This window comes from Pontibacter qinzhouensis, from assembly GCF_008017455.1.
GTDB classification, from domain to species: domain Bacteria; phylum Bacteroidota; class Bacteroidia; order Cytophagales; family Hymenobacteraceae; genus Pontibacter; species Pontibacter qinzhouensis.
Map to the genome: position 1 here is coordinate 13,489 of NZ_VRTY01000065.1, position 23,403 is coordinate 36,891.

At 47.8% G+C, this 23,403-nt stretch carries 18 protein-coding genes; 10 read left to right on the top strand and 8 right to left on the bottom strand.

Annotation, left to right across the window (positions count from 1 at the left end; all coding sequences use genetic code 11):
• Positions 1-50: 50 nt before the first annotated feature.
• From lpxD to FVR03_RS16015, 3 genes are all read right to left on the bottom strand, one after another.
• Positions 51-1,103 carry a UDP-3-O-(3-hydroxymyristoyl)glucosamine N-acyltransferase gene (lpxD, locus tag FVR03_RS16005; protein ID WP_147922773.1) on the bottom strand — a complete coding sequence of 351 codons (1,053 nt, stop codon included), beginning with the start codon at positions 1,101-1,103 and terminating at the stop codon, positions 51-53.
• 294 nt (positions 1,104-1,397) lie between these two features.
• Positions 1,398-2,909, bottom strand: a complete 1,512-nt coding sequence (locus FVR03_RS16010) for an amidohydrolase family protein (protein WP_147922774.1) — start codon at positions 2,907-2,909, stop codon at positions 1,398-1,400.
• Positions 2,910-3,172: 263 nt separating this feature from the next.
• Positions 3,173-4,402, bottom strand: a complete 1,230-nt coding sequence (locus FVR03_RS16015) for an HD domain-containing protein (protein ID WP_147922775.1) — start codon at positions 4,400-4,402, stop codon at positions 3,173-3,175.
• A 141-nt stretch (positions 4,403-4,543) separates the two neighbouring features.
• Between FVR03_RS16015 and porX the strand changes: the two genes are divergently transcribed.
• From porX to FVR03_RS16030, 3 genes are read left to right on the top strand one after another with little or no spacing between them, the layout of a single operon-like run.
• Entirely contained in the window at positions 4,544-6,106 is a 1,563-nt protein-coding gene (porX, locus tag FVR03_RS16020) for a T9SS response regulator signal transducer PorX (RefSeq protein WP_147922776.1), read from the top strand.
• Positions 6,099-6,545 (top strand): tRNA (adenosine(37)-N6)-threonylcarbamoyltransferase complex ATPase subunit type 1 TsaE, encoded by a 447-nt coding sequence (gene tsaE / locus FVR03_RS16025; protein WP_255474254.1) that lies wholly within the window; start codon positions 6,099-6,101, stop codon positions 6,543-6,545. Before porX ends, tsaE begins: the two co-directional genes overlap by 8 nt.
• 1 nt (position 6,546) lies before the next feature.
• The gene (locus tag FVR03_RS16030; RefSeq protein ID WP_147922777.1) at positions 6,547-7,773 is read left to right on the top strand and encodes an alanine dehydrogenase; all 1,227 of its coding nucleotides are present in this window, start codon (positions 6,547-6,549) and stop codon (positions 7,771-7,773) included.
• A 341-nt stretch (positions 7,774-8,114) separates the two neighbouring features.
• On the opposite strand, the gene FVR03_RS16035 is transcribed toward FVR03_RS16030, so the two are convergent.
• The 4 genes from FVR03_RS16035 to FVR03_RS16050 all read right to left on the bottom strand — a co-directional run bounded on the left by FVR03_RS16035 (position 8,115) and on the right by FVR03_RS16050 (position 12,169).
• Entirely contained in the window at positions 8,115-9,017 is a 903-nt protein-coding gene (locus tag FVR03_RS16035; protein ID WP_147922778.1) for a flavin reductase family protein, read from the bottom strand.
• Positions 9,018-9,092: 75 nt separating this feature from the next.
• Positions 9,093-10,364, bottom strand: a complete 1,272-nt coding sequence (gene fahA, locus FVR03_RS16040) for a fumarylacetoacetase (protein WP_147922779.1) — start codon at positions 10,362-10,364, stop codon at positions 9,093-9,095.
• 433 nt (positions 10,365-10,797) lie between these two features.
• A complete protein-coding gene (locus FVR03_RS16045) occupies positions 10,798-11,061 on the bottom strand; it encodes a NifU family protein (RefSeq protein WP_147922780.1) in 264 nt (87 codons plus the stop codon).
• A gap of 4 nt (positions 11,062-11,065) precedes the next feature.
• Positions 11,066-12,169, bottom strand: coding sequence for an Mrp/NBP35 family ATP-binding protein (locus FVR03_RS16050; RefSeq protein WP_147922781.1), 1,104 nt, complete (start codon positions 12,167-12,169; stop codon positions 11,066-11,068).
• A 190-nt stretch (positions 12,170-12,359) separates the two neighbouring features.
• Here FVR03_RS16050 and FVR03_RS16055 point away from each other — a divergent pair, with 190 nt between their 5' ends.
• From FVR03_RS16055 to FVR03_RS16070, 4 genes are all read left to right on the top strand, one after another.
• Positions 12,360-12,851, top strand: coding sequence for an META domain-containing protein (locus tag FVR03_RS16055; protein WP_147922782.1), 492 nt, complete (start codon positions 12,360-12,362; stop codon positions 12,849-12,851).
• Positions 12,852-13,079: 228 nt separating this feature from the next.
• Positions 13,080-14,996 (top strand): DNA primase, encoded by a 1,917-nt coding sequence (dnaG, locus tag FVR03_RS16060; protein WP_147922783.1) that lies wholly within the window; start codon positions 13,080-13,082, stop codon positions 14,994-14,996.
• 856 nt (positions 14,997-15,852) lie between these two features.
• Complete coding sequence (locus tag FVR03_RS16065) at positions 15,853-16,869, top strand: GntR family transcriptional regulator (protein WP_147922784.1); 1,017 nt, start codon at positions 15,853-15,855, stop codon at positions 16,867-16,869.
• Between the two features lie 425 nt (positions 16,870-17,294).
• Positions 17,295-18,272 carry an acyl-ACP desaturase gene (locus FVR03_RS16070; RefSeq protein WP_147922785.1) on the top strand — a complete coding sequence of 326 codons (978 nt, stop codon included), beginning with the start codon at positions 17,295-17,297 and terminating at the stop codon, positions 18,270-18,272.
• A gap of 89 nt (positions 18,273-18,361) precedes the next feature.
• On the opposite strand, the gene FVR03_RS16075 is transcribed toward FVR03_RS16070, so the two are convergent.
• Positions 18,362-18,673, bottom strand: coding sequence for a DUF427 domain-containing protein (locus tag FVR03_RS16075; RefSeq protein ID WP_369410461.1), 312 nt, complete (start codon positions 18,671-18,673; stop codon positions 18,362-18,364).
• A gap of 489 nt (positions 18,674-19,162) precedes the next feature.
• Here FVR03_RS16075 and FVR03_RS16080 point away from each other — a divergent pair, with 489 nt between their 5' ends.
• The 3 genes from FVR03_RS16080 to FVR03_RS16090 all read left to right on the top strand — a co-directional run bounded on the left by FVR03_RS16080 (position 19,163) and on the right by FVR03_RS16090 (position 23,043).
• A complete protein-coding gene (locus FVR03_RS16080) occupies positions 19,163-20,260 on the top strand; it encodes a vWA domain-containing protein (protein ID WP_147922786.1) in 1,098 nt (365 codons plus the stop codon).
• Between the two features lie 135 nt (positions 20,261-20,395).
• Positions 20,396-21,919, top strand: coding sequence for a sigma 54-interacting transcriptional regulator (locus FVR03_RS16085; protein WP_147922787.1), 1,524 nt, complete (start codon positions 20,396-20,398; stop codon positions 21,917-21,919).
• A gap of 392 nt (positions 21,920-22,311) precedes the next feature.
• Entirely contained in the window at positions 22,312-23,043 is a 732-nt protein-coding gene (locus FVR03_RS16090; RefSeq protein WP_147922788.1) for a ZIP family metal transporter, read from the top strand.
• Positions 23,044-23,403: the final 360 nt, after the last annotated feature.

Genomic DNA, 23,403 nt, shown 5'->3' on the forward strand with positions numbered 1-23,403 from the left:
AACCCAAAGGGGCACGCAAACTTACTATATAATCGTGGCTCTTACTAGTATTATTTTATATCCCTGATCTCGCTCTGGTTGCGGTTGCTCTCTTTTAAAAAGTCGAGTTCGCGCTGTAGCTCAGGCAGGTTCCGAAATACAGCAATGGCCTTCAGGTTTTGCTTGTAATCGAATGCCGGCGAGCCCTGAATAATGGTGCCAGACTTGGTAACAGATTTAGACACGCCAGACTGTGCGCCAACGGTGGTTTTATCAGCAAGCGTAATGTGGCCAACTATGCCAACCTGCCCGGCAATAACACAGTGGTTTCCTACCTTCGATGAGCCTGATATTCCGGATTGAGCCGCTATAACTGTATGGCGGCCAACGTCTACGTTGTGGGCAATCTGAACTAGGTTATCAATTTTAGTGCCTTCGCGAATAATGGTAGAGCCCATGGTGGCGCAGTCGATGGTGGTGTTGGCACCGATAGAAATATTGTCTTCGAGCACTACGTTACCGATCTGGGGAACAGTTTGGTAGCTGCCATCGGGTTGTGGGGCAAAGCCAAAGCCATCGCTGCCGATTACCACACCGGCATGTATAGTGCAGTTAGCGCCTATAACTGTGTTACTGTAAAGTTTGGAACCGGCAAACAGCGTGGTATTGTCGCCAATGGTTACGTTATCGCCAATGTATACCTGCGGAAAAATGCGGACGTTGTTGCCGATGGTGCAGTTATGCCCTATGTAAGAGAAGGCGCCCCGATAATGGCCTTCGCCAATGGTACTGCCTTTGCCCATAAAGCAAGGTTCTTCGAGGCCGGTTTTAGAGGCCAGCAGCGCATTTTGGTAATAGCTCAAAAGTTTCGAGAAGCTCGAATAAGGGTCTGACACCCGAATAAGCGAGGCTGCCACAGGCTTTTTGAGTTCCAGTTTATCAGATACAATAACGGCACTGGCACCTGTGGTATACAGGTAAGGCTCATATTTTGCGTTCGACAGAAAAGCAAGAGCGCCTGCCTGTGCTTCTTCTATTTTACCGAGAGAGCTGACTTTGGCCTGATCGTTCCCTTCAATTGTTCCCTGCAGCAGTTCCGCTATCTGTTGAACAGTAAATTCCATGTCGTAAAATTATGGCAAAAATAATTCTGTAAATAGGTCCGGGGCGTAAACTTAATAAAATTCTTGCGCGTGTGCCTAATATGTGTCAGTATAAAATGAAATGTTGCCGCCTGGTTACCTGAACATAACTCCTAAAAGCAATGTTACCACATTGTTCTGAGAACGGGCATTTAGTCAATTTATTTTTTGCCTGCTGGTACCACTGCTTTTTATTGTCCTTATGCATTGCTTCTGTGCAATTGAATGCCGGCTGATGTGGGGTACATGGCGAATTCTTTCTGCTGAAGTTAAGCCTCAGGATGCCCGCTTCTTTAAGTTGGCAAGTGCAGTAGCGGCCTCCTTGTAGACTTGCTCTTCCGGAACGGAAGTTAACTTACCATGTCGCTTCAGCAGGCGGCCATCTACAAAAACTGTGTCTACGTTATGAGGTTGCACCGCTTCTACCACCAGGTCTACAGGGTTTGTGAAGAGCCCGAGATTAGGCGCCTTGGTAGATACCATAATTATGTCGGCTCGTTTGCCAGGTGTAATGGAACCGGTGCGGTCGGCAATGCCGAGTGCTTTTGCACCTCCCATCGTGGCGAGTTCCAGCACCTGCCGGGCTGTGAGGCTAAACTCATCTTTGTTGAGGGCATTGGCCAGGTTCAGGAAAATTTTCATGATGGCAAACATATCGGCATTGCCCGACAGGGTGGTAGTGTCTACTGACAAACTGATGGTAGCTCCGGCATCTAAACATTTGGTTATAGGAGGTATGCCATAGCCTATGCGCAACTCACTGTAAGGCGAAAAACTGATAGAGGCCCCTGCCTTCACCATGTTGCTAATTTCCTGCTCGGTTGCGTCTGTGGCATGCACCAGTTGCATGTCTTTGCCCATTAGCCTGGCTTCTGCCAGTTTGCCAATGATGCCGCCTGCGCTGGCGTGTATGGTTATTGGCAACTTCATGGCCCGAGCTTTGGCAAGTTCTGCTTTACCGGTTTCTGCCTCGCTCTCAATGGCAGGGTGGCCGCCGATGCCGCGCCAGGCAAAGCCTAAACTCAGGAGATTTTCTGCAGCATAAGCAGGCCAGTGCCGGTGCAGGTGGTCTAGTGTGCTGAAGTTCATGCTGCTGGTGCCTTTTTGCCCGGCTGCTGTGCCACAGGAATACCTTGCCCGCAATCCGCTTTCTTGCAGCGCCCGTAAGCTGGCTTCGGCGTGTTGCAGGCTACGTACGTTGTGGCTCCAGTCGTGCACTGTGGTAATACCGGAAAAAAGGGCTTCGGTGGTGGCCAGGCGGGTGCTCTGGTACATATCTCCGGGCAGGAAGTGGGGGCCGTAGTGGCTGGTTGTGTCGAAATAGCCTTTGCCTTTGGTGTTGCCGGCCATACTGCGCAGCAGGGCAGTCCACATGTGCCAGTGTGTGTCTATCAGGCCAGGCAGTACAATCATTCCTTCCCCGTTTACCACCGTGGCGCCTGCAGCCTGCAGGTTTTGGCCTACTGCTACAATGGCACCGTTTTTCAGGTGCACATCGCCGGCAGGCAAATCGTTTAATTCAGGATCTACGGTAATTATGTAAGCCTGCTTAATAAGGTAGTTGCCGCGTGCAGGTAGTGTGGAGGCTGCCTTTTTAGGTGGTGCAGACGGAGCACTGGCCATGGCAGCTGCATGCCAGCACCCAGACAGGCCCAAGGCTCCTAAAGCCAACGACTTGCCAATAAAATTCCGACGACCTGTAGTTGCTTTTTCAGGCTGGTTATTCTCCTCTTGTGTAGACAATGGTTGTTGTATGGTAAGGTTTCCTTTGTCTACGTAGCTATGCACAAATCAGATGCCGGAGAAACCTGTTCATAGCCTTGACTAAAAACCGCCACTAAACCTTCGGAAGGCCATTTTTATTCGCATAATTTGTTTTCTGCTTGTTAAATTGTTTAGTGGTTTATTGTTGAGATTCAGGATGTATAATGCTGGAGATAAGTAAAGTTTCAAACTGATTCAAGTAACGGGTGATATTGCCTTGTACCCCTTTACTGAAAAACGATTAAAATCCTTCCGGAGGGCAATTTTATTTAAATAATTGCTTCTGCCTAATGGGCTACCTCCTTGGGGTAGCACACGTAGTATTTCTCCACCTTATCGCGTAGCGCTCTTATGTTAGGCAGGTCAGAGGCATCGGCCACATCTACTACATAGCCTGCTTTCGTGAGCACGTCAATCGACTGCCCTTCGGCCTGGTACGCGTTGTTGCTGATCTTTCCTGAAATCATGAGGTACTTTACATCTTCGGCCGGAATCTGGTAATGCTCCTGCACTAGCTCGCTGATGCCCAGCAGGAACTCCTCGTCATAAGGCTTGTTTGCTATGATAACTTTGAAGAGTCGACGGTTCAGGATGTTGGTAGAGAGAAACGAAAGTATTTTGTCGGGGTGGGTGGCCCAGAGTTTAATGCCGCTCCACACATCATGGTCATCGAGGGCGATAAAGCGCTCCAGTATAGTATGGTCTGCTTCGAAATTCTCTAAGGTCAGGTCAGACTCCAGGAAGTAGAGGAGGCAGGGGCTGCCGGGTAACTCTACACCTGCCTGCACCAGCTCGCGGGCGCGTTGCACCGTGCGCAGCACCATGTTCTCGGCACTGATAACGGTTTTGTGCAGGTACACCTGCCAGTACATCAGGCGGCGGCTTACCAGAAAGTTCTCGATACTGTAAATGGCCTTTTCCTCCACCACCAACTGGTCGTTGGCTACATCGAGCATTTTTATTAGCCGGTCTGCTCCAATCTTACCTTCGTACACGCCGGTGTAAAAGCTGTCGCGGTTCAGGTAATCGAGGCGGTCTACGTCGAGCTGGCTCGAAACCAGCTGGTGAAAAAACTTGCGGTGGTAGGTGCCGGTGAAAATCTGCATGGCCAGTTCCAGTTTCCCGCCAAAAGCCTTGTTGAGCAGCTGCATGATGTGGAGCGACAGGTGCTCGTGATGCACTTCCTTAAAAATGGCGGTTTCGAGGGCATGCGAAAAAGGACCGTGCCCTATGTCGTGTAGCAGAATAGCGATGAGCGAGGCTTCGTACTCGGTATCGTTTATTTCGTTATTTTTACTTCGGAGCGTATCCAGCGCCATGCTCATCAGGTGCATGGCTCCCAGCGCATGATGAAACCGTGTATGCAAAGCCCCGGGATACACCATTTCTGTCAGGCCCAGTTGCTTAATGCGGCGCAGGCGCTGAAAGTAAGGGTGCTCTATTATATCGTACAGAAGCTCAGACGGGACGGTGATAAATCCGTAAACGGGGTCATTGATGATTTTCTTTTTGTTCATCAAGAAATAAAATTAGGTGCGCTAACCGTTTAAAAGGCATAGCAGTAAGAATATAAGAAGCGTTTATGCCAGCCTGAAAAACAATTAAGGAACAGTATTTGAGCTGATTAACCCAGAACCAAAAATAACTAACATAAAACTATGCAAAGATATAACATTTTGTGGGCAGATGATGAGATAGACCTGCTGAAGCCGCATATTCTTTTCCTGGAAGAGCGGGGCTACGATATTACACCAGTAAACAGCGGCGCCGATGCCATCGAGAAGTTTCAGGAAAGCAGCTACGATGTAGTTTTCCTGGATGAGAACATGCCCGGCATCAGTGGCCTCGAAACCCTGACGGAGCTAAAAGCCATGCGCCCGGCCGTGCCCGTGATCATGATCACCAAAAGTGAGGAAGAGCATATTATGGAAGAAGCCATCGGCTCTAAAATATCAGACTACCTGATCAAGCCCCTCAACCCCAACCAGATTCTGCTTTCGGTAAAGAAACTGCTCGATAACAAGCGGCTGGTTTCGGAGCGCACCAACATGAGCTACCAGCGCGACTTCCGGACGCTGGGGATGGCTTTTGGCGAACGCCTAAGCTCGGTAGAATGGGCTGATATTTATAAAAAGCTGGTGTTCTGGGAGCTGGAAATAGATGAGACGGAGAACAAAAGCATGGCCGACGTGATAAATATGCAGAAAGATGAGGCCAACTCCAACTTCGCCAAGTTTATCATGGAAAACTATGAAGACTGGATCAATAAAGATTCTGACGATGCGCCGCTTATGTCGCATGAGGTGTTCAGGGAACGCGTGTTCCCGATGATGAAGGAGTCCGACAAGCCTGTATATTTCCTGCTGATAGACAACCTGCGCTACGACCAATGGAAGGTGCTGGAGCCGATTATTTCGGAGATGTTCACCATCGACACCGAGGAGATGTATTATTCCATTCTGCCTACCACCACTGCCTACGCCCGTAATGCCATTTTTTCGGGTATGCTGCCCAACGAAATCGCCAAAAAGTATCCGAACCTGTGGGTTGGTGATGATGAGGAAGAAGGCAAGAACCTGAATGAGCCTGAGTTTCTGGACATACAGTGCCAGCAAAACCGCATCACCGACAAGCATAGTTATCACAAAATTACGAACCCGGCAGCCGGCAAAGATCTGCTGGCCAAGTTCAATAACCTCGATAACAACAAGCTGAACGTAATCGTGTATAACTTTGTGGATATGCTTTCGCATGCCCGCACCGACAGCAACATGGTGCGCGAACTGGCCCCCGACGAGTCGGCTTACCGCTCCATTACCCGTTCGTGGTTCCTGCACTCGCCGCTCTACGAAACACTTCGGCTTATTTCGGAACGCAAAGCAAGGCTCATCATTACTACCGACCACGGCACCATCCGGGTAAAAAGGCCGTTTAAAATTATAGGCGACCGGGCCACTAACACTAACCTGCGCTACAAGCACGGTAAAAACCTGGGTTATACCGATAAAGATGTCTTTACAGTGCCAAAGCCGGAACGATTTTTCTTGCCAAAAGCCAACGTTTCCACTACGTTTGTATTCGCAATAGAAGATTACTTTTTTGCGTACCCTAACAACTACAACTATTACGTGAATTATTATAAAGATACTTTTCAGCATGGCGGGGTGTCGTTAGAAGAGGTCATAATTCCGTTAATAACCCTTACACCGAAAAATGCATAACACTGCACTTGAGAAAGCACGTATAAAGATGTCGTCGTTGGCCGATTTGCCAGCGGCGGCTTCTGTGCTTTTAGAGGAATCCAGAGAGGAAGCCGTTATTTTGTTCGAAGGACCAATGGGAGCCGGCAAAACAACGCTTATAAAAGAGCTTTGCCGCCAGCTGGGCGTACACGAAAACGTAAGCAGCCCAACCTTTGCTTTGGTGAACGAATATGAAACAGCAACAGGCAACCTGATCTATCATTTCGATTTTTATAGAATAAAAGATGAACGGGAGGCGCTCGAAATGGGTGTTCTTGAGTATTTTGATTCGGGGAGGATGTGCCTGATAGAATGGCCATCGCTTATCCCAAATTTGTTGCCGGAAAAGTACCTGCATGTTTCGATGCAGCCCGCCGCCGAGGGTGAGGAGCGCATCATGGTTATTAAGAAAGTATGATATGACGGAGAGATTCGCCGTAAACATGGGCAGGCTGGCCACCAGCTCCGCATTGTATCCCAAAGAATCGATGCTGGCCGTGGAGGAGCGTTACCGCAGCCTCTTTATTGGTTTGCCAAAGGAGTCTTCTTTTCAGGAAAACCGGATTGGTCTTACACCCGATGCCGTTAAGCAACTTACCGACCAGGGCCACCGCATCTGGGTAGAGTCTGGTGCCGGAAGCCCGTCTAAATACTCAGACCACGAATATTCGGAGGCAGGTGCCAAGGTGGTGTATTCAGCCGAAGAAATTTACGAGGCAGAAGTAATTCTGAAGATCGCACCGCCTACCTACGAAGAAATTGAGTACCTGCGCCCCAACCAAACCCTGATATCGGCGCTCCAATTCGGCAACCTGACATCTGATTATGTGCAGGCGCTGCTCCGCAAAAAGATTAATGCCATCTCATTCGAGCTTATCCGCGATAAATCGGATGCCAAGCCGGTAGTGCGTGCCATGAGCGAGATTGCCGGTAGTACCGTTATGCTGATTGCCGCAGAATACCTGAGCAGCAGCAACGAGGGTAAAGGTGTTATTCTGGGTGGCATAACAGGAGTACCACCTTCCAAAGTAGTTATACTGGGGGCTGGCACGGTGGCAGAGCATGCCGCCCGGGCAGCTATAGGTTTAGGTGCAGAAGTAAAGGTATTCGATAACCATATTTACAAGCTTCGCCGGCTAAAGCACAACATAGGGGCGCAGCTGTTTACCTCTACCCTCGACAAAGCCGTGCTCTACAACGAAATAAAGCAGGCTGATGTGGTGATCGGAGCATTGGTAGCCGATGAAGGCCGGATGCCCTGTATGGTAGAGGAAATGGTGATTGCTCAGATGAGCCCCGGTTCTGTTATCATTGATGTATGTATCGATCAGGGTGGCTGCTTCGAGACCTCAGAGATTACCTCGCATAGCCGGCCTGTGTACCGCAAATACGATATTATTCATTACTGTGTGCCCAACATACCATCTCGGGTGCCGCGTACTGCCACCAATGCACTTAGCAACATCTTTACGCCCATCTTCGCTGAAATTGCCAAACATGGCGGCATCAACGAAATTCTGTTCATGAACGAGCATTACCGCAGTGGCGTTTACATCTACAAAGGCAGCCTGACCAATGCCCAGATTGCCAAAAAATTCGGGATGCGCTACAAAGAACTGGGGTTGATGATTGCCGTCCGGAATTGATTTGTAGAAAACAGACATTTGAGATTGATACACAAAAACCCGCCGAAGCGGGTTTTTGGCTTTTGGGGCAACAAATTATTCTAATAGAAATAACCTTCAGAAGGCTTTTTAAAGCTAAAGTATCTTAGGGCTTGAGATATAAGATTTTTCTAGCACAGGTGTTCTGCTTTTCGTCTGCTTCGGACAGACATTCGCAGGAGCTGCGCACTCTTTGCTGCTCTTAATTTGAATCAGCCATTTAACTATTAGACAATCAGCAACTACCAATCAACAACTCAGATTATTCGAATGAAAATGCCCTTCTGAAGCTTTTTAGCTTCAGTTAAGCCAAGGGTATAGCACTAAGGTTGCATTAACAGCAGTACCTTCCAGGCCGCCTGAACCTGGTTGTCTTCGAGTAGTTTTTGAGCCAGTTTCTCCAGCTCCTGCGCCAGCTTTTCTGGTTGGCTGCTGTACTTGCTGATGGTGTAAGCGACTATCGGTTCCTTTCGGAACTCATCTGCTTCGGTGAGAGAGGGTGGCGCTGGTAGGTTGGCTAAGCGTGCCAGGTTGTTGCCGGTTAACCTGCTGCTGTTGCGGATAAAGCCAGGTAACTGATCAATGCCCATACCTTTGTGGCGCGATGGTTTAGGGAGCACAAAAATGTTGTTGCCGTTTGCCCTGATGTAATAATCGCCGCCCATGCGCGCCACGGCATCGAGCTTGTACGGGTCTATGCGGCCTTTTTCGTCCAGTACCTCTTCCTGCACATGTATAAGCAGCACCTCACAAATGACCAGGTTTCCGGCTCCGCCTTCGGTGCCCAGGCTAATAATATCGTTTACCTTACATTCTATGGCCACCGGAGCTTCTGCTACGCGCGGCGGTTTTACCATTACGGCTGGCACTGCTGTCAGGCCGGCTTTTACAAACTCGTTTACGCGCGTATCGTACTCGGTGCTCGCCAGCGACATTTGCTCCACCAGCTCGTAGTTGGCGATATGGATCACAACTTCTTTTGTCGCTTTTACATTATCGAGGGTATGTTTGCTGGAGTTGTCGCGGATGCGGCTGAGCGGTGAGAAAACGAGAATAGGAGGGTTAGAGCTAAAAAGATTAAAGAAGCTGAAAGGACTCAGGTTCACATTGCCTGCTGCATCGGTGGTACTGGCAAACGCCACCGGGCGCGGCGCAACAGCTCCCGAAAGCAAACTATATACTTCGGAAGAGGGCGTCTCTTGCAGGTTAATTGTTTTAAAAGGCATCTGGTTTGGAAATTTTGAATGAGTGCATGAGAGAATGCGTGAATGGGAAATCTTCAACTTAACACTGAAATCTACTTAAACAGCCGGCAAAACCTGTCCGCGAACTTCACCGAAACCGATCCGGATGCCTTCTTTTTCTGAAAAGCCACGCATTATTACCGTATCGTAGTCTTGCAGAAAGCTGCGTTGGGTATTATCTGGTAATGTAACAGGATTTTGCCCTTGCCGCGTTAGCTCGAGCAAAGAGCCAAAAGAGCCAGGCTCAGAGCCGCTGATGGTGCCGGAGGCATAAATGTCGCCTACTTGCAGGTTCACACCGTTGCTGGTCTGGTGCGCCAGCTGCTGACTCATGTTCCAGTACAGGTGTTTGAAGTTGGTGTGACAAAGGGTGGTGGTATTTCCGGAAGCTGGCTGCAGCTGCACCTCCAGGTTAATATCGTAGTGGCGGTGGCCGGTAAAGTCGAGGTAGGAGAGAGGCCTGGGCAACTGCTCCGGACCTTTAACCCGGAAAGGCTCCAGTGCATCCAGCGTAACCACCCAGGGCGAAATGGAGGTGGCAAAACTTTTACTCAGGAAAGGCCCCAACGGTACGTATTCCCACTTCTGCACATCGCGCGCCGACCAATCGTTAAGCAAAACCAGGCCGAAAATATGCTCATCTGCTTCGTCTGCTGCTATGCTGGTGCCAAGTGCAGTTTCTTTGCCCGTTATAAAAGCTACTTCCAGTTCATAATCCAGTTGCTTCGAAGGTCCGAACGCCGGCAAGTCTGCTTCTGCTGCCTTGGTTTGCCCTTTTGGCCGGTAAATAGGTGTTCCGGATACGACAATAGAAGAGGCGCGCCCGTGGTAGGCAACCGGCATGTGCCGCCAGTTGGGGAGCAGCGGGTTGTCCGGGTCGCGGAACAGCTGACCTACATTGGTGGCATGTTCCAGGCTGGAGTAGAAGTCGGTGTAGTTGCCTACTTTCACGGGCAGCAGCATTTCGGCATCCGTCATTCTTACCAGGCACTTCTGCATCAGTTCACTGTTGCCGCTTATTTCTTCGTTATTGGTGCGCAGCAACTCCGATACTCTGTTTCTGATGGCGCGCCACACAGGTCTGCCATGTGCTATAAAATCGTTCAGGTATGGCCTGTGAAAAACAGTAGGATCAATATCGATGAGCTCAAACATGTTATACTGCCCCAACACGCACATATCCAGCACATAGTTGCCAATGGCTACACCTACACGCGGGTCTTTTTCGGGTGTCTGAAAAATGCCAAAAGGCAAGTTCTGAATCGGGAAATCGCTGTCGGGGGCGATCTGGATCCAGGAGTGTAGCGAAGGGTCGTTGGCTTTGAGCATGGTGTTGGCGTAGGGTTAAAGAGGTTCAGGTGCGGCAGCCGACTTTTATACTTCAGTGCAAACAAGTATTGCCTGACGGAAAGAATGGCTGCAACTGTATATGCCGATTAAACTATGTTTACGTAGCAGTCTCTGTTTGGTCAGGTAATTTAAATGAGAATTTCAAGGATGGGTCTGTGTAAATTTATGTTCGATGCTGTGACTTGACTGGGCTACTACTCAATACTTCCAATTATTTAAATGAAATGGCCCTTCCGACAGAAATTTACTTCAGGTGTGCCAAGGGTATTGGTTAAAGTTGGAACAGGCAACTTCAAAAATTAAACATAAATCCAGTTGGTGTATGCGTTTAAAAGCAAAGCGGGTGCAGCTAGTAAAACTAACAGCACCCGCTTAAATTTTCAGGCAGAGAAAAAATCTGGCTACAGCCGTATTATACTTGCGTCAGGTTAACAGCTTCAACCGCCCTGATCTCAGGAACTGCCTTTAGTACCGACTGCTCAACACCAGCCTTTAATGTCATCGTAGACATGGGGCAGGAGCCGCAGGCACCCAGCAATTCTAACCTCAGTACCATGTCATCGGTTACTTCGAGCACCTTCACGTTGCCACCGTCAGCTTCCAGGTAAGGCCTGATCTGATCGAGGGCACTTTCAATTCGAAGTAAAAAATTGTTGTCTACGTTTGTAACTGTCATTATCTTAATTCTTTATTTCTACAATCTGCGTTTTGGCTAGTGTGGCGTTCCGGACAGATACCTGCTGGGCTACGGCCTGGGCTAACTCTTTGAAAACACCGGAAGCCGGAGAATCGTTCTGTAAAACGACAGGAGTTCCGGCATCTCCGCTTTCGCGGATGCTCTGCACCAGCGGAACCTGCCCTAACAAAGGCACATTATACTTGTCTGCCAACATCTGGCCACCTCCTTCACCAAAAATATAATATTTGTTCTCAGGTAGTTCGGCAGGTGTAAAATACGCCATATTCTCCACAATACCCAGCACCGGCACATTAATTTGTGGCTGCAGGAACATTTGCAGACCCTTAGTGGCATCGGCTAAGGCTACTTTCTGCGGCGTGGTAACAATAACGGCACCGGTTACCGGCAGCACCTGCACCATGGTCAGGTGAATGTCGGAAGTGCCTGGCGGCAAGTCTAATAGCAGGTAATCTAGCTCGCCCCACTCCACATCCGAAATAAACTGCTTCAGGGCAGAACTGGCCATCGGGCCACGCCAGATTACAGCACTATCCGGGGGAGTCAGGAAACCGATAGACATCATTTTAATGCCAAATTTCTCTACCGGCACAATGTAATTTTTGCCATGATCGCCCTGTACCATGCCCGGCCTTATCTGCTCTGTGCCAAACATGGTAGGTATAGAGGGGCCGGAAATATCAGCATCGATCAGCCCGACTTTGGCACCAGACTGCGCCAGGGCAATGGCCAGGTTCGTAGTAACCGTAGATTTGCCTACGCCACCTTTGCCGGAAGCCACGGCTATAATGTTTTTAACGCCTTTCAGTACATCGCCGCTGCCGGTACGGCCAGAGGTAACGCGCGAGGTCATGTTAACAGTTACGTTAGCCTCTTTGTCGACCATGGTATGGATGGCGGTAATGCAGGCATTGCGTATCAGGTCTTTCAGCGGGCAGGCCGGTGTGGTCAGAATAACGGTGAAGCTAATGTTCTTGCCATCAACCTCCACCTGCTCTATCATGTTCAGGGTTACCAGATCTTTCCCCAGATCGGGCTCCTCTACATAGCTGAGGGCTTTTAATATATCTTCTTTTGTAATAGCCATATTTTTTTGGATGACTTTCGAAATGTCGGTGCAAAGATACGAACAAAATCTCTGAAAGCATGACCCGAACCGCTTTTATGCCAGCTGCAGGATGTGATCTGGAAAAAGAAAAAGAATAAATAGTAGAGATGTGCTTGCAACCCTTTTCTGAGTTTAAGAATCTCATAAATAAAGACTTCCGACTTTAGCTATGAAAAATCCGCCGGTGCTTTATCAGTTTAATGTATTTGCGCTTTTGCTTTGCATTGCGCTTGTAACCTCGTGCCTCGAAATGGGCGATCCGGAGCGCCAGCCTTCAGATCAGGTGTTAGGCAAGTGGTACCTGGTACGGGTGGAAGAACCTGTTAAAACAGTTGCCCCACCTACCGACAGTACCCGCATCTGGCTTGAGTTTGCAGGTGCAGGCGGTAGCCCGGAGCAGCAGACGGGTAAAGCGTATAGTGTGCGTGGCGAAAACCTGGTAAACCTGTATGCAGGTTCCGCTATCTTTAACGGAGCTGAAAAGTCCGGTCAAATGACCATTGGCAGCCTGGGCTCTACCAAGCGTGGCGGCCCGGCACTGCACACCGCCTTCGATGCCTATTACCTGCGCCTACTCGAAAAAGCCTCCTCATACACCATAAAAGATAATACCTTAATTATCAGGGCTCAGAACCAGGAAATGCTTCTGTTTGTAAGGTAAAGCCGAAGTTTTGCTAGCACTAGAAGTAAGTTCTAATCTTTTAGCAACCGTAAAACCTCAAATCAGAAAAAACGACATTACGGATCAACCCTTGAGCTAAAATGGAGGTTTTTTTGTCGGAAGGCCATTTTCATTAGAAGAATTTAGCTGCCACAATTTCCCTCCACCAAAATTCAGAATTAATTAGCCGGCATCTGTTATCTTTGTCATCCTGCTAAGGAAAAAGATATGTCCCTGATCCCGAAAGAAACAGTTGACCAGATTATGGCCCGCGCCGACATTGTGGAGGTGGTGGGCGATTTTGTGTCGCTCAAGAAAAAGGGGCAGAACATGTGGGCGTGTTGCCCCTTTCACCACGAAAAATCTCCATCTTTCTCGGTTTCGCCGGCAAAAGGCATTTACAAGTGCTTTGGCTGCGGCAAGGCTGGTAACCCGGTGCAGTTTATAATGGATGTGGAAGGCACCAGCTTTCCGGAGGCGCTCAAGTACCTGGCCAAAAAGTACAGCATCGAGATTCCGGAAGAAACCGCCTCACCGGAAAGCAACCGCGAGCAGAACGAGCGCGACAGTCAGTTCATCATCACTGATTTTGCCAACAAGCATTTTCAGCAAAATCTTCATTCGCACGAGCAGGGCAACATCGGGCAAGCTTACCTGAAAGAACGCGGGCTTTCGGCTGCCATCATAAAAAAGTTTGAGCTGGGTTACAGCCTCGATGCCTGGTCCGACCTGACCGATGCCGCCCTGAAAGCCGGTTTTAAGCAACAATACCTAGAGGCGACCGGCCTTGCCATTGTGAAAGACGATAAGCGGTATGACCGTTTCAGAGGGCGTGTTATGTTCCCGATACATAACGTGTCGGGGCGTGTGGTGGGTTTTGGTGCCCGCACGCTCAAGTCTAACGACAAGAAAAGCCCTAAATACCTCAACTCGCCAGAGTCGGAGATTTACCACAAGAGCAATGTGCTCTACGGGCTTTACCAGGCGCGGCAGGCCATGCGCATGCAGGACATGTGCTACCTGGTGGAGGGCTACCTCGATGTACTCTCGCTGCACCAGGGCGGCATCGATAACGTGGTGGCCTCATCCGGAACCTCGCTCACCGATGGTCAGATTAAACTGATTGGTCGCTACACGCAGCACATTACGGTATTGTACGATGGCGATGCAGCCGGTATAAAGGCCTCGCTCCGTGGCATCGACCTGATTCTGGAGAATGGGCTGAACGTGAACGTGGTGACTTTTCCGGAAGGAGAGGACCCTGACTCTTATATACACAAGGTTGGCGACACCGCTTTTAAAGGCTATGTACAGCAGCAGGCGCAGGACTTTATCTCGTTTAAAGCCAGCCTCTATGCCGCCGACACCAAAGACAACCCGGTTAAAAAAGCCGAAGCCATCCGCGAGATTGTAAGCTCTATCGCCAAAATTCCAGATTCGATTAAAAGGTCGGTGTTCTTCAGGAGCTGCAGTCTTATTTTTGATATAGATGAGCAGGTGCTCGTGTCGGAGTACAACAAAATGCAGCTCCAGGACCGGCAGCAGCCGCAGCCAAAGCCGAACACTTCGTTTGGCCAGCAGGCACCCTTGCCAGCAGAGCCGGAACCAGAAGAAGAGGAGTCTGATACAGATGTGCTCAAACGCTACGAACGCGAAATTGTGCGCATGCTGCTCAACTACCCCGACCGCGTGCTGGAAGAAGGCATAACTACCTGCCAGTATATGCTGGAGCAGCTCGAGGATGTAGAATTCCGGACCCCGCTTTATGCCCGCCTGATGGAGCTGGTGAAGGAGAAGTTGTGCGAAGAAAAGATTCCGGTTGCCGAAGACTTTATTAATTACCCCGATCAGGAAATAAGGGCAGAGGCGATCGGCCTGTTGTCGGAGCAGCATGAGCTGAGCCACAACTGGGCCACCCATCAGATTTTTGTGCCGCATGAGTCGGACCTGCTGCCGTATGGTGCGGAGCGTGCCGTGCTTCGCCTGAAATGGCGCAACGTGCAACTGCTCATAAAAACAGAAATGGAAAAGCTGCGCCTCGTAACAGACCCTGATGAGCAAATCAGGCAGCTTACTACTATCCGATCTCTTAAAACGTTCGAAAATCAGCTGGCCGAAATGCTCGGCATTGTCGTTAACAGGTAGTGTAAAGCCTTCTGCCACTGCCCAATTGTTCAGTCTGAACACTACCCTTGCAACTTTTTTCCGGTAAACACAGATGAGGGTGGCTTGGTACTCGTGTTTCACCTTGAGGTTCTAATGTGCATACAAATAAAACAGTTAGGTAGACCCTTGGCTAAAATGTATTAAAATTTCTTCGGAAGACCATTTTCATTAGAATAATTACACCTCCATTCAACAAAAGTTAAAGCAATGTACTTAGCCGGAAACAAAACTAATGGCTTAGATGGAAATAGGGTTTAACTAAATTTTTTGGTAGGTTTAGAGACTGGTCAGTGCAAAATTATTTCTAAATGAATAAGGTATTCATATTTAAATAATTCTATTCTTGTCTGACTTTATTAGACTACGTAATTAGCGGTTGCGACCTCAGCAAGCAGCCACTCCTGAAAGGAAAGAGTTGGATGAAAAACCAAGCAATTTATTTTTCAGGATGTTAATTTTCTGGTTCTTCTGATAATGTTTAATGTCGCAACATTTTATGTAATCGATTGCTCACCACTGCGTAACGATTTGCCATATAAATTGCCAATATGGGAAAAATCAGCACGAAAGTAAGAATCCAGAACTTAGAGATAATTAAATATAGTGAAATGTTAATATATGTGTTTTTCAACAAAAAAATCTGTTTTTAAAAATATATAAAGAACAATCGTTTGTTAATTGTTAAAAAATATTTAATATGTAATCGATTGCGCAAAAGGCGCTTGATGATGGCATAAAGGTTACATCAGGTAGGTTGGTTTTTATATGTGGTAAAACGCCTTTTCTGCTGCAAGCTGTAATTAATAGTGTGTTTAATTAAACGTATTCTTTTCCCATGGAACTATTGGACCGGATTGAGGAGGCATCAGCGACTCCAAAGTACTTACAGGTGGTAAATGCAATTATCGCAGACATCGAGGCAGGGGTTTTGAAACGTGGTCATCGCATACCTTCTATTAACGAGACCAGCGAAATGTATTACCTCTCGCGAGACACTATTGAGAAAGCCTATAAGGTGTTGCGCAAGCGTGGTGTCATTAGCTCCGTTAAAGGCAAAGGCTGCTACATTAGCCATACTTTTGCATCAGACAAGATACGGGTGCTGTTGCTCTTTAATAAACTGAGTGCCTACAAAAAAACAGTATATTACTCGTTGCTCAAAAGCCTGGGCGAAGATGCCGTTGTCGATCTTCAAATTCACCATTACGACGGCAAAATCTGTCAGAACTTTATCCAGGAGAGTTTAGGCAAGTACCAGTATTACGTTATTATGCCGCATTTTTATGCCAACGTAGAAGTGGCCATGCAAACCATTGATTTGATTCCGCCTGAAAAACTGCTGCTCCTCGACAAGAACATAGAATCTTATGCAGGCGATTGTGCCGCCATTTACCAGGATTTTGAACGCGACATACGGGCAGCACTGCACTCAGGCAGAGACTTGCTGGCTAAATACAACAAACTGCTGCTGGTGTACCCCAAAGAGGTTTCGTACCCGATTGAGATCGTAAAAGGCTTTCGCCACTTCTGTCGCGAAACCAACTTCGACCATGCCATTGTTAGCAGCATTAAAGAAGAACCACTGGCAGCAAAAACAGCCTACATCGTGCTCGAAGAATCTGACCTGGCCGACCTGATTACCCAGAGCCGCTCGCTTGGTCTGCAGCTTGGAAAAGACGTTGGACTGATTTCGTACAACGATACGCCACTTAAAAAAATTCTGGACAATGGTATTACCGTTATTTCCACTGACCATGAGAAAATGGGTGGAACAGCGGCTTATCTTATGAAGCACAAGTTACGAGAGAGAATTCATAACCCGTTTACCCTAATCAGACGCAACTCCTTATAATATATGGTATACTAATACTCCTTTTATCTATTAAATCTTTTAGCAGAGAGAGCGGCAGAACCTGTTGCTCTCTCTGCATTTAGTAACCTGCTCCGCATGCACGCTCTCAGGTTCTAAATAGTCCGGCCAAACTGCAGTGGGCTTAGCAGGAGAGAGGTCGGTCGGTTAATAAAAACAAAGATTAAAGTACTCTGTTTAAACAATTTAATGATTTTAAAATAGGATTATGGAAGTAAGTAAAAGTATTAACTTCTTGTATTTCAATATATTTAACGAAAAGTAGCTCTTTTAATAAACAACTTACATTTATTACGTACATACAAGTTGCAAACACAAACTTTTTGATGCCGGTTTAATTGCTGTAGCAACAAAATGTATGAGATATTATCTGTATATTTGATTTTTTTAAAATAACACCTGGTAACATGATTACAACTATTTCCTCCCGTATTGAAGTAATGAAATGGATGGAAGACTTCGTTGCAGAAAAGTACAACGAGTTGATCAAGTCGGTAGAAGATAGTTGGCAACCTGCTGATCTTTTACCTGATTCACGTTTCGAAACTTTCTTTGAGGAAGTAAAGAACCTACGGGAACGAGCACGCGACTTATCTTATGACCTGCTGGCTGTATTGGTAGGTGATACGATAACAGAAGAGGCTTTGCCAACATACGAAAGCTGGCTAATGAAAATTGATGGCTTGTCGCAACATCCCGACAGCCCCTGGATGCGTTGGAACAGAAGCTGGACTGCTGAAGAAAACCGCCACGGAGATGCACTTAACAGGTATCTTTTCTTGAGTGGCCGCATAAACATGCGCGAAATGGAAGCCTCTACGCAATATCTTATCGCCGATGGCTTTGATCTGCAGACAGACAACGACCCTTACCGCAGCTTTGTTTATACCAGCTACCAGGAAACAGCTACCAATATTTCGCACCGTCGTGTGGCACAGATCGCTAAAAAACAAGGCGACCTGATGTTAGCAAAACTCTGTGGGCACGTGGCGGCCGATGAGGCACGCCATGCCAAGGCCTATAAATCGTTTGTAGGCAAAATATTTGAGGCCGATCCAAACGAAATGATGCTTGCCTTTGAAGACATGATGCGCAAGAAAATTGTAATGCCAGCCCACTACATGCGTGAGCTTGGAGTAGAAATAGGCAAGACCTTCGGGCATTTTACAGATGCTGCGCAGCGCATTGGTGTGTACACTGCCCACGACTATACCGAAATTTTAGAAGACCTGCTGGTTGACTGGAAAATAGATACTGTAACAGGACTGAATGAGGCTGGCGAACGTGCCCGCGATTATGTTATGGCCCTGCCAAACAGACTTAAAAGAGTAGCGGAGCGTATGAAAGCCCCTAGCCTGGAGTATAAATTCCGCTGGATAGACTAATCAGACAAAAAATAAATAAATCAAGAAAGCCTGCCACATTTGTAGCAGGCTTTCTTGATTTAATCAAATTCTAACTGTTTAATCCAGGTTTATTGTTTAATCACTATTCCTTTCCAAAAAGCAATGTGGTGTTTTATCTCTGATGCGGCTTCTTTTGGTTCCGGGTAATACCAGGCTGCATCTGTGTTCAGTTCTCCGTTGACCTTTACGTGATAGTAAGAAGCCTCTCCTTTCCAGGGGCAGTGGGTGTGTGTTTGGCTTTTTTCCAGATACTCCTGGTTTACACCATTTTCAGGAAAGTAATAATTTCCCTCTATTTTTATAGTGTCGTCGCTATCAGCAACAACAACATTATTCCAGATCGCTTTCATAGTTTTGTGCCGTAAATTTTCTTTTTTCATGATTATTGCTTAGTATTTACTATTCCGTTACCTAAAGGTTTGCTTTAGTATAAGCAGAACAGCTCCGGCAGGCGCGTGCACAGGCAGCAGATGCAAAGGTATTTAGGACGAAGTAAAACAAGTCTTGTAAAATAATTGTTTAAGTCAAAGGCCGCAGGTGCAGAACCGAAGCAACATACACTAGCCATTATAACCTGCGTTCTCGGTAGCAGAGCTATGTAATAGGAGCAAGCCGGAAGACAACATGACCCTGCTGTGCATCATAGGGTACACGACATTAATTTTTTGATTGAACATGTGGAAAATTTAAATAAAATTAATGGGGAGTTGTGATGCGGCTCACGGCAGGTAATTAACATAGCCGTATAGTAAAATAGTGGGTTTTTCGACCAGAACAGAGTAAGTGCCCGGTAGGCAATACCAACTATCCTTTTTAGAGGGGCAGCTTTTTCTTCTGTTTGGTCTTATATTTTCAGCAGGAAATTAATTATGAGTTTAGGATTTAGATTTTCAGAGTATATACCGGCACCAGAGGAGAATAACGGATTCGAATCGTTGCTCAAGCTGTTTTTGCAGCTCATTACCATAACCTCCGGCGATGTGGCCGAAACGCTTGCCTGGCTAAACTCGCTCGACAAGCAGTATAACCTTACCAACGACCAGTATGGCATGGGCGACTTTATTGAGGACCTGAAAAAGAAAGGCTACCTCAACGAAGACCAGCAACAGGGTACGTTTAAAATAAGTGCTAAAAGTGAACAGCAGATACGCAAAAGCGCCCTCGAAGAAATTTTCGGCAAACTAAAAAAAGGTGGGAAAGGTACCCATACCACGCCCCATACCGGGGTAGGCGACGAAGCCAGCACCGACCAGCGCGAATACCGGTTTGGCGACTCCATTGAGCAGATCTCCATGACCGACTCGCTCCGTAATGCCCAGATAAACCACGGGCTTTCTGATTTTATGCTGACTGAGCAAGACCTGGAGGTAACTGAAACAGAGCACAAGACGCAGGCCTCTACCGTGCTGATGATCGATATTTCGCACTCGATGATTTTATATGGTGAAGACCGCATTACACCAGCCAAAAAGGTAGCCATGGCACTGGCAGAGCTCGTAAAGCAGAAGTACCCGAAAGATACCCTCGATGTGATTGTGTTCGGGAACGATGCCTGGCAGATTGAGATAAAAGATTTGCCCTACTTGGAAGTTGGCCCCTACCATACCAACACCGTAGCTGGTCTGGAACTGGCTATGGACATTCTGCGCAAGCGAAAAACACCAAACAAGCAGATTTTTATGATCACCGATGGCAAACCAACCTGCCTGAAAGAGGGAGTACGGTATTACAAAAACAGCTTTGGCCTCGACCGGAAGGTGGTGAATAAAACCATAAACCTGGCAGCTCAGTGCCGCAAACTTAAAATTCCGATTACGACTTTTATGATTGCTACAGACCCTTACCTGCAGCAGTTCGTAGATGAGTTTACGAAAGTGAACAACGGGCAGGCCTACTACAGCAGCCTGAAAGGTCTGGGGCATTTAGTGTTTAAAGATTACCGGCAAAACCGTAAAAAAACCTTTTAATAATTGGGCAGGCAAGCACCGGATGAGCAACGTTTGCGGTGGCTATTGCTGCGTTTATGTCTAAAGCACTGAATAAATAGCTGCCACTCCTGTTGTTCAGGTGCTTCACTTGCCTTCTAACATACTTATACTTACATGCACTACAGAGATATACCTTCTGAAAACTTACTAAAAATAAGAACCTTGGGGCAGCTGAAAGCGGCCGGTTACGAGCCTCAGTCAGTAAAGCAGGAGTTGCGGCACAACCTGATCAGGAGGCTGCAGCGAAAAGAAGACGTTTTTCCCGGCATCTGGGGCTATGAGGAAACCGTTATTCCGGATATGCAGCGCGCCATCCTTTCTATGCACCACATTAACCTGCTGGGGCTGCGGGGGCAGGCAAAAACCCGGATCGCCCGCATGATGGTCGACCTGCTCGACGAGTACATTCCTGTTGTAAAAGGCTCCGAACTGAACGATGACCCCATGCAGCCTTTGTCGCGGTTTGCCAAGGACCAGGTGCTGGAGCACGGCGACGATACACCTGTTGCCTGGCTGCACCGCGATGAGCGCTATACCGAGAAGCTGGCTACCCCCGATGTTTCAGTGGCTGACCTGATAGGCGATGCCGACCCGATTAAAGCCGCCACCATGAAACTACCGTACTCCGATGAGCGGGTTATTCATTTTGGCCTTATTCCGCGGTCGCACCGGGGCATTTTCGTTATAAACGAAATACCTGATTTGCAGGCCCGCATACAAGTGGCGCTGTTTAATATTCTGCAGGAAGGCGATATACAAATTCGGGGCTTCAAGGTGCGCCTGCCACTCGATATCCAGTTTGTGTTTACTGCCAACCCGGAAGATTATACCAACCGCGGCTCCATTGTAACGCCACTGAAAGACCGCATCGACAGCCAGATAATTACGCACTACCCGAAATCTATTGAGATAGGTAAGAAAATTACCCGCCAGGAAGCTCATATTAAACAAGAGCAGGAGCAGGTAGTGCAGCTCAACGACCTGGTTAGCGACCTGATAGAGCAAGTTGCCTTCGAGGCGCGCGAAAGCGAGTATGTAGATGCCAAAAGTGGTGTTTCGGCCCGCTTAACTATATCTGCCTTCGAGAACCTGCTAAGTGCCGCCGAGCGACGTGCCCTGCTAAACGGGGAAACATCGACTCATGTGCGTGTATCTGACTTCATGAATACCATTCCGGCTGTAACAGGCAAAGTGGAGCTGGTGTATGAGGGCGAGCAGGAGGGGGCCGGGCATGTGGCGCAGGTGCTGATGGGCAAAGCCATCAGATCGCAGTTCCTAAAATATTTTCCTGACCCGGACAAAGCAAAAAAGACGAAGAACGGCACCAACCCCTACAAAAAAGTAGTGGATTGGTTCGGCGAAGGCAACAAACTCGATATACTAAGCGATGCCTCAGATGCGGAGTATACCAAAGGCCTGAAAAGTGTACCTGGCCTGGCAGAGCTAGTTGAAAAAAGCCAGCCCAAGGTAAGTGCCCAGGAGAAGTTGTTTATGATGGAGTTTGCCTTGCATGGGCTCGCCGAGCACAGCCAGATCAGCAAGAACAAATTAAGCACCGGCCTCCAGTTTAAAGACCTGCTAAGCGGCATGTTTACCATGCCAAGTTTCGGCGAGGAAGAAGACGATGATTCCTATTGATAGATAATTAAGTAAAAGGACACATACCCTTAGTTTCAGCTAAAAAGAGAAAAGGCAGAAGTCGGAAATGGCTATCTGTTTTTTCTCTTTTTAGCTGAACATTAAATGAAGATTGGAAGTCTCTGACAACCTGCTGGCGGTTGTTACTATGCAACATTACATAGACCTTAGCAACTTTCGAAACATTGCTGCAACCTGCCCTTCCAGAGTTAAAAGTTAAAAGAAGTACTCACTCATTCACAATGCTACCAAAATAACAATTCGGCCAATAAATTACCAGCAACCAATTATTCAGATAAAAACAGCCTTCCAAAGGTGATAGTGCCAGAAAATAGTCAAGGGTTGCAGCAATATAAGTAACTCCGGAGCGGCTAACAGAGTAGGTGAGGTACATGGATCATCCTGTTTCTATCTGGCCGGTGCTGGCGCTGGTGCTAATTCATTTTTTCGGCATGCGACTTCGGTTTCTGAGCGGGTTGCCTCGCAGCATCTGGTTGTCGGGGGCAGGTGGTGTTTCGGTGGCGTATGTGTTTCTGCACCTGTTCCCGGAACTGAATGAGGGGCAGGAGCACATAGAAGATGCGGTGCAGGCACTTTCTTTTCTGAGGCATCATGTTTACCTGATGGCGCTGCTGGGGCTGGCGGTGTTTTATGGGCTGGAGCGCTCGGTGGTGTCGTCGCGGAAAGAAAACCAAAAAGATTCTTCAGATGAGCAGGCTTCGCCGGGTGTGTTCTGGGTGCATATCGGGTCGTTTGCACTTTACAATGCCCTGATCGGGTATATTTTGTTTCAGCGTGAAGAAGGGCCTGTGCAGGAGATGCTGCTTTTTGCCATTGCCATGGCGCTCCATTTTATCGTTAACGACTTCGGGTTGCAGGACCATCACCAGCACATGTACCGCCGCATGGGGCGTTGGGTGCTAGTAACGGCCTTGCTCGCAGGTTGGCTAACCGGCTTTTTGGTGGAGATGCCACAAAGCGTGATCGTCCTGCTCATGGCATTTGTAGGAGGCGGTGTGGTGCTGAACGTGCTGAAGGAGGAACTGCCCGAAGAACGTGAAAGCCGCTACTGGGCTTTTCTGGTAGGCGCAACAGTTTACTCGGTGCTGCTGTTGGCCATCTGAAAACACCCTTGGATCATTTTCTGCCAAATGTCTTTTGGAGGCCGTTTTCATTTGAATAATTGGCTGTTGGTTGTTAGTTGTTGATTGCTGAACTGTTGGAATTCTGAATGAGTGAGTAAGTGTTTCTTTCCAACTCTTAACTAAAAACTACCCTTGACAAAAAAATGCCTAAAATCTTTTTGGAGGGCATTTTCATTAGAATAATTTGAGTGTATAACATATTACGGGGTAGTTATATAGTAATACTTCTATAAAGAAGGTTCCATCTGGCTTAGCTGCTGCTCGACCCGGTGCCCTCCTGCTGTTTTGTTGCATAGCCTTGGCTCTGAGCGCTCACGGCCGCGAGGCCCCGTCCTTGGC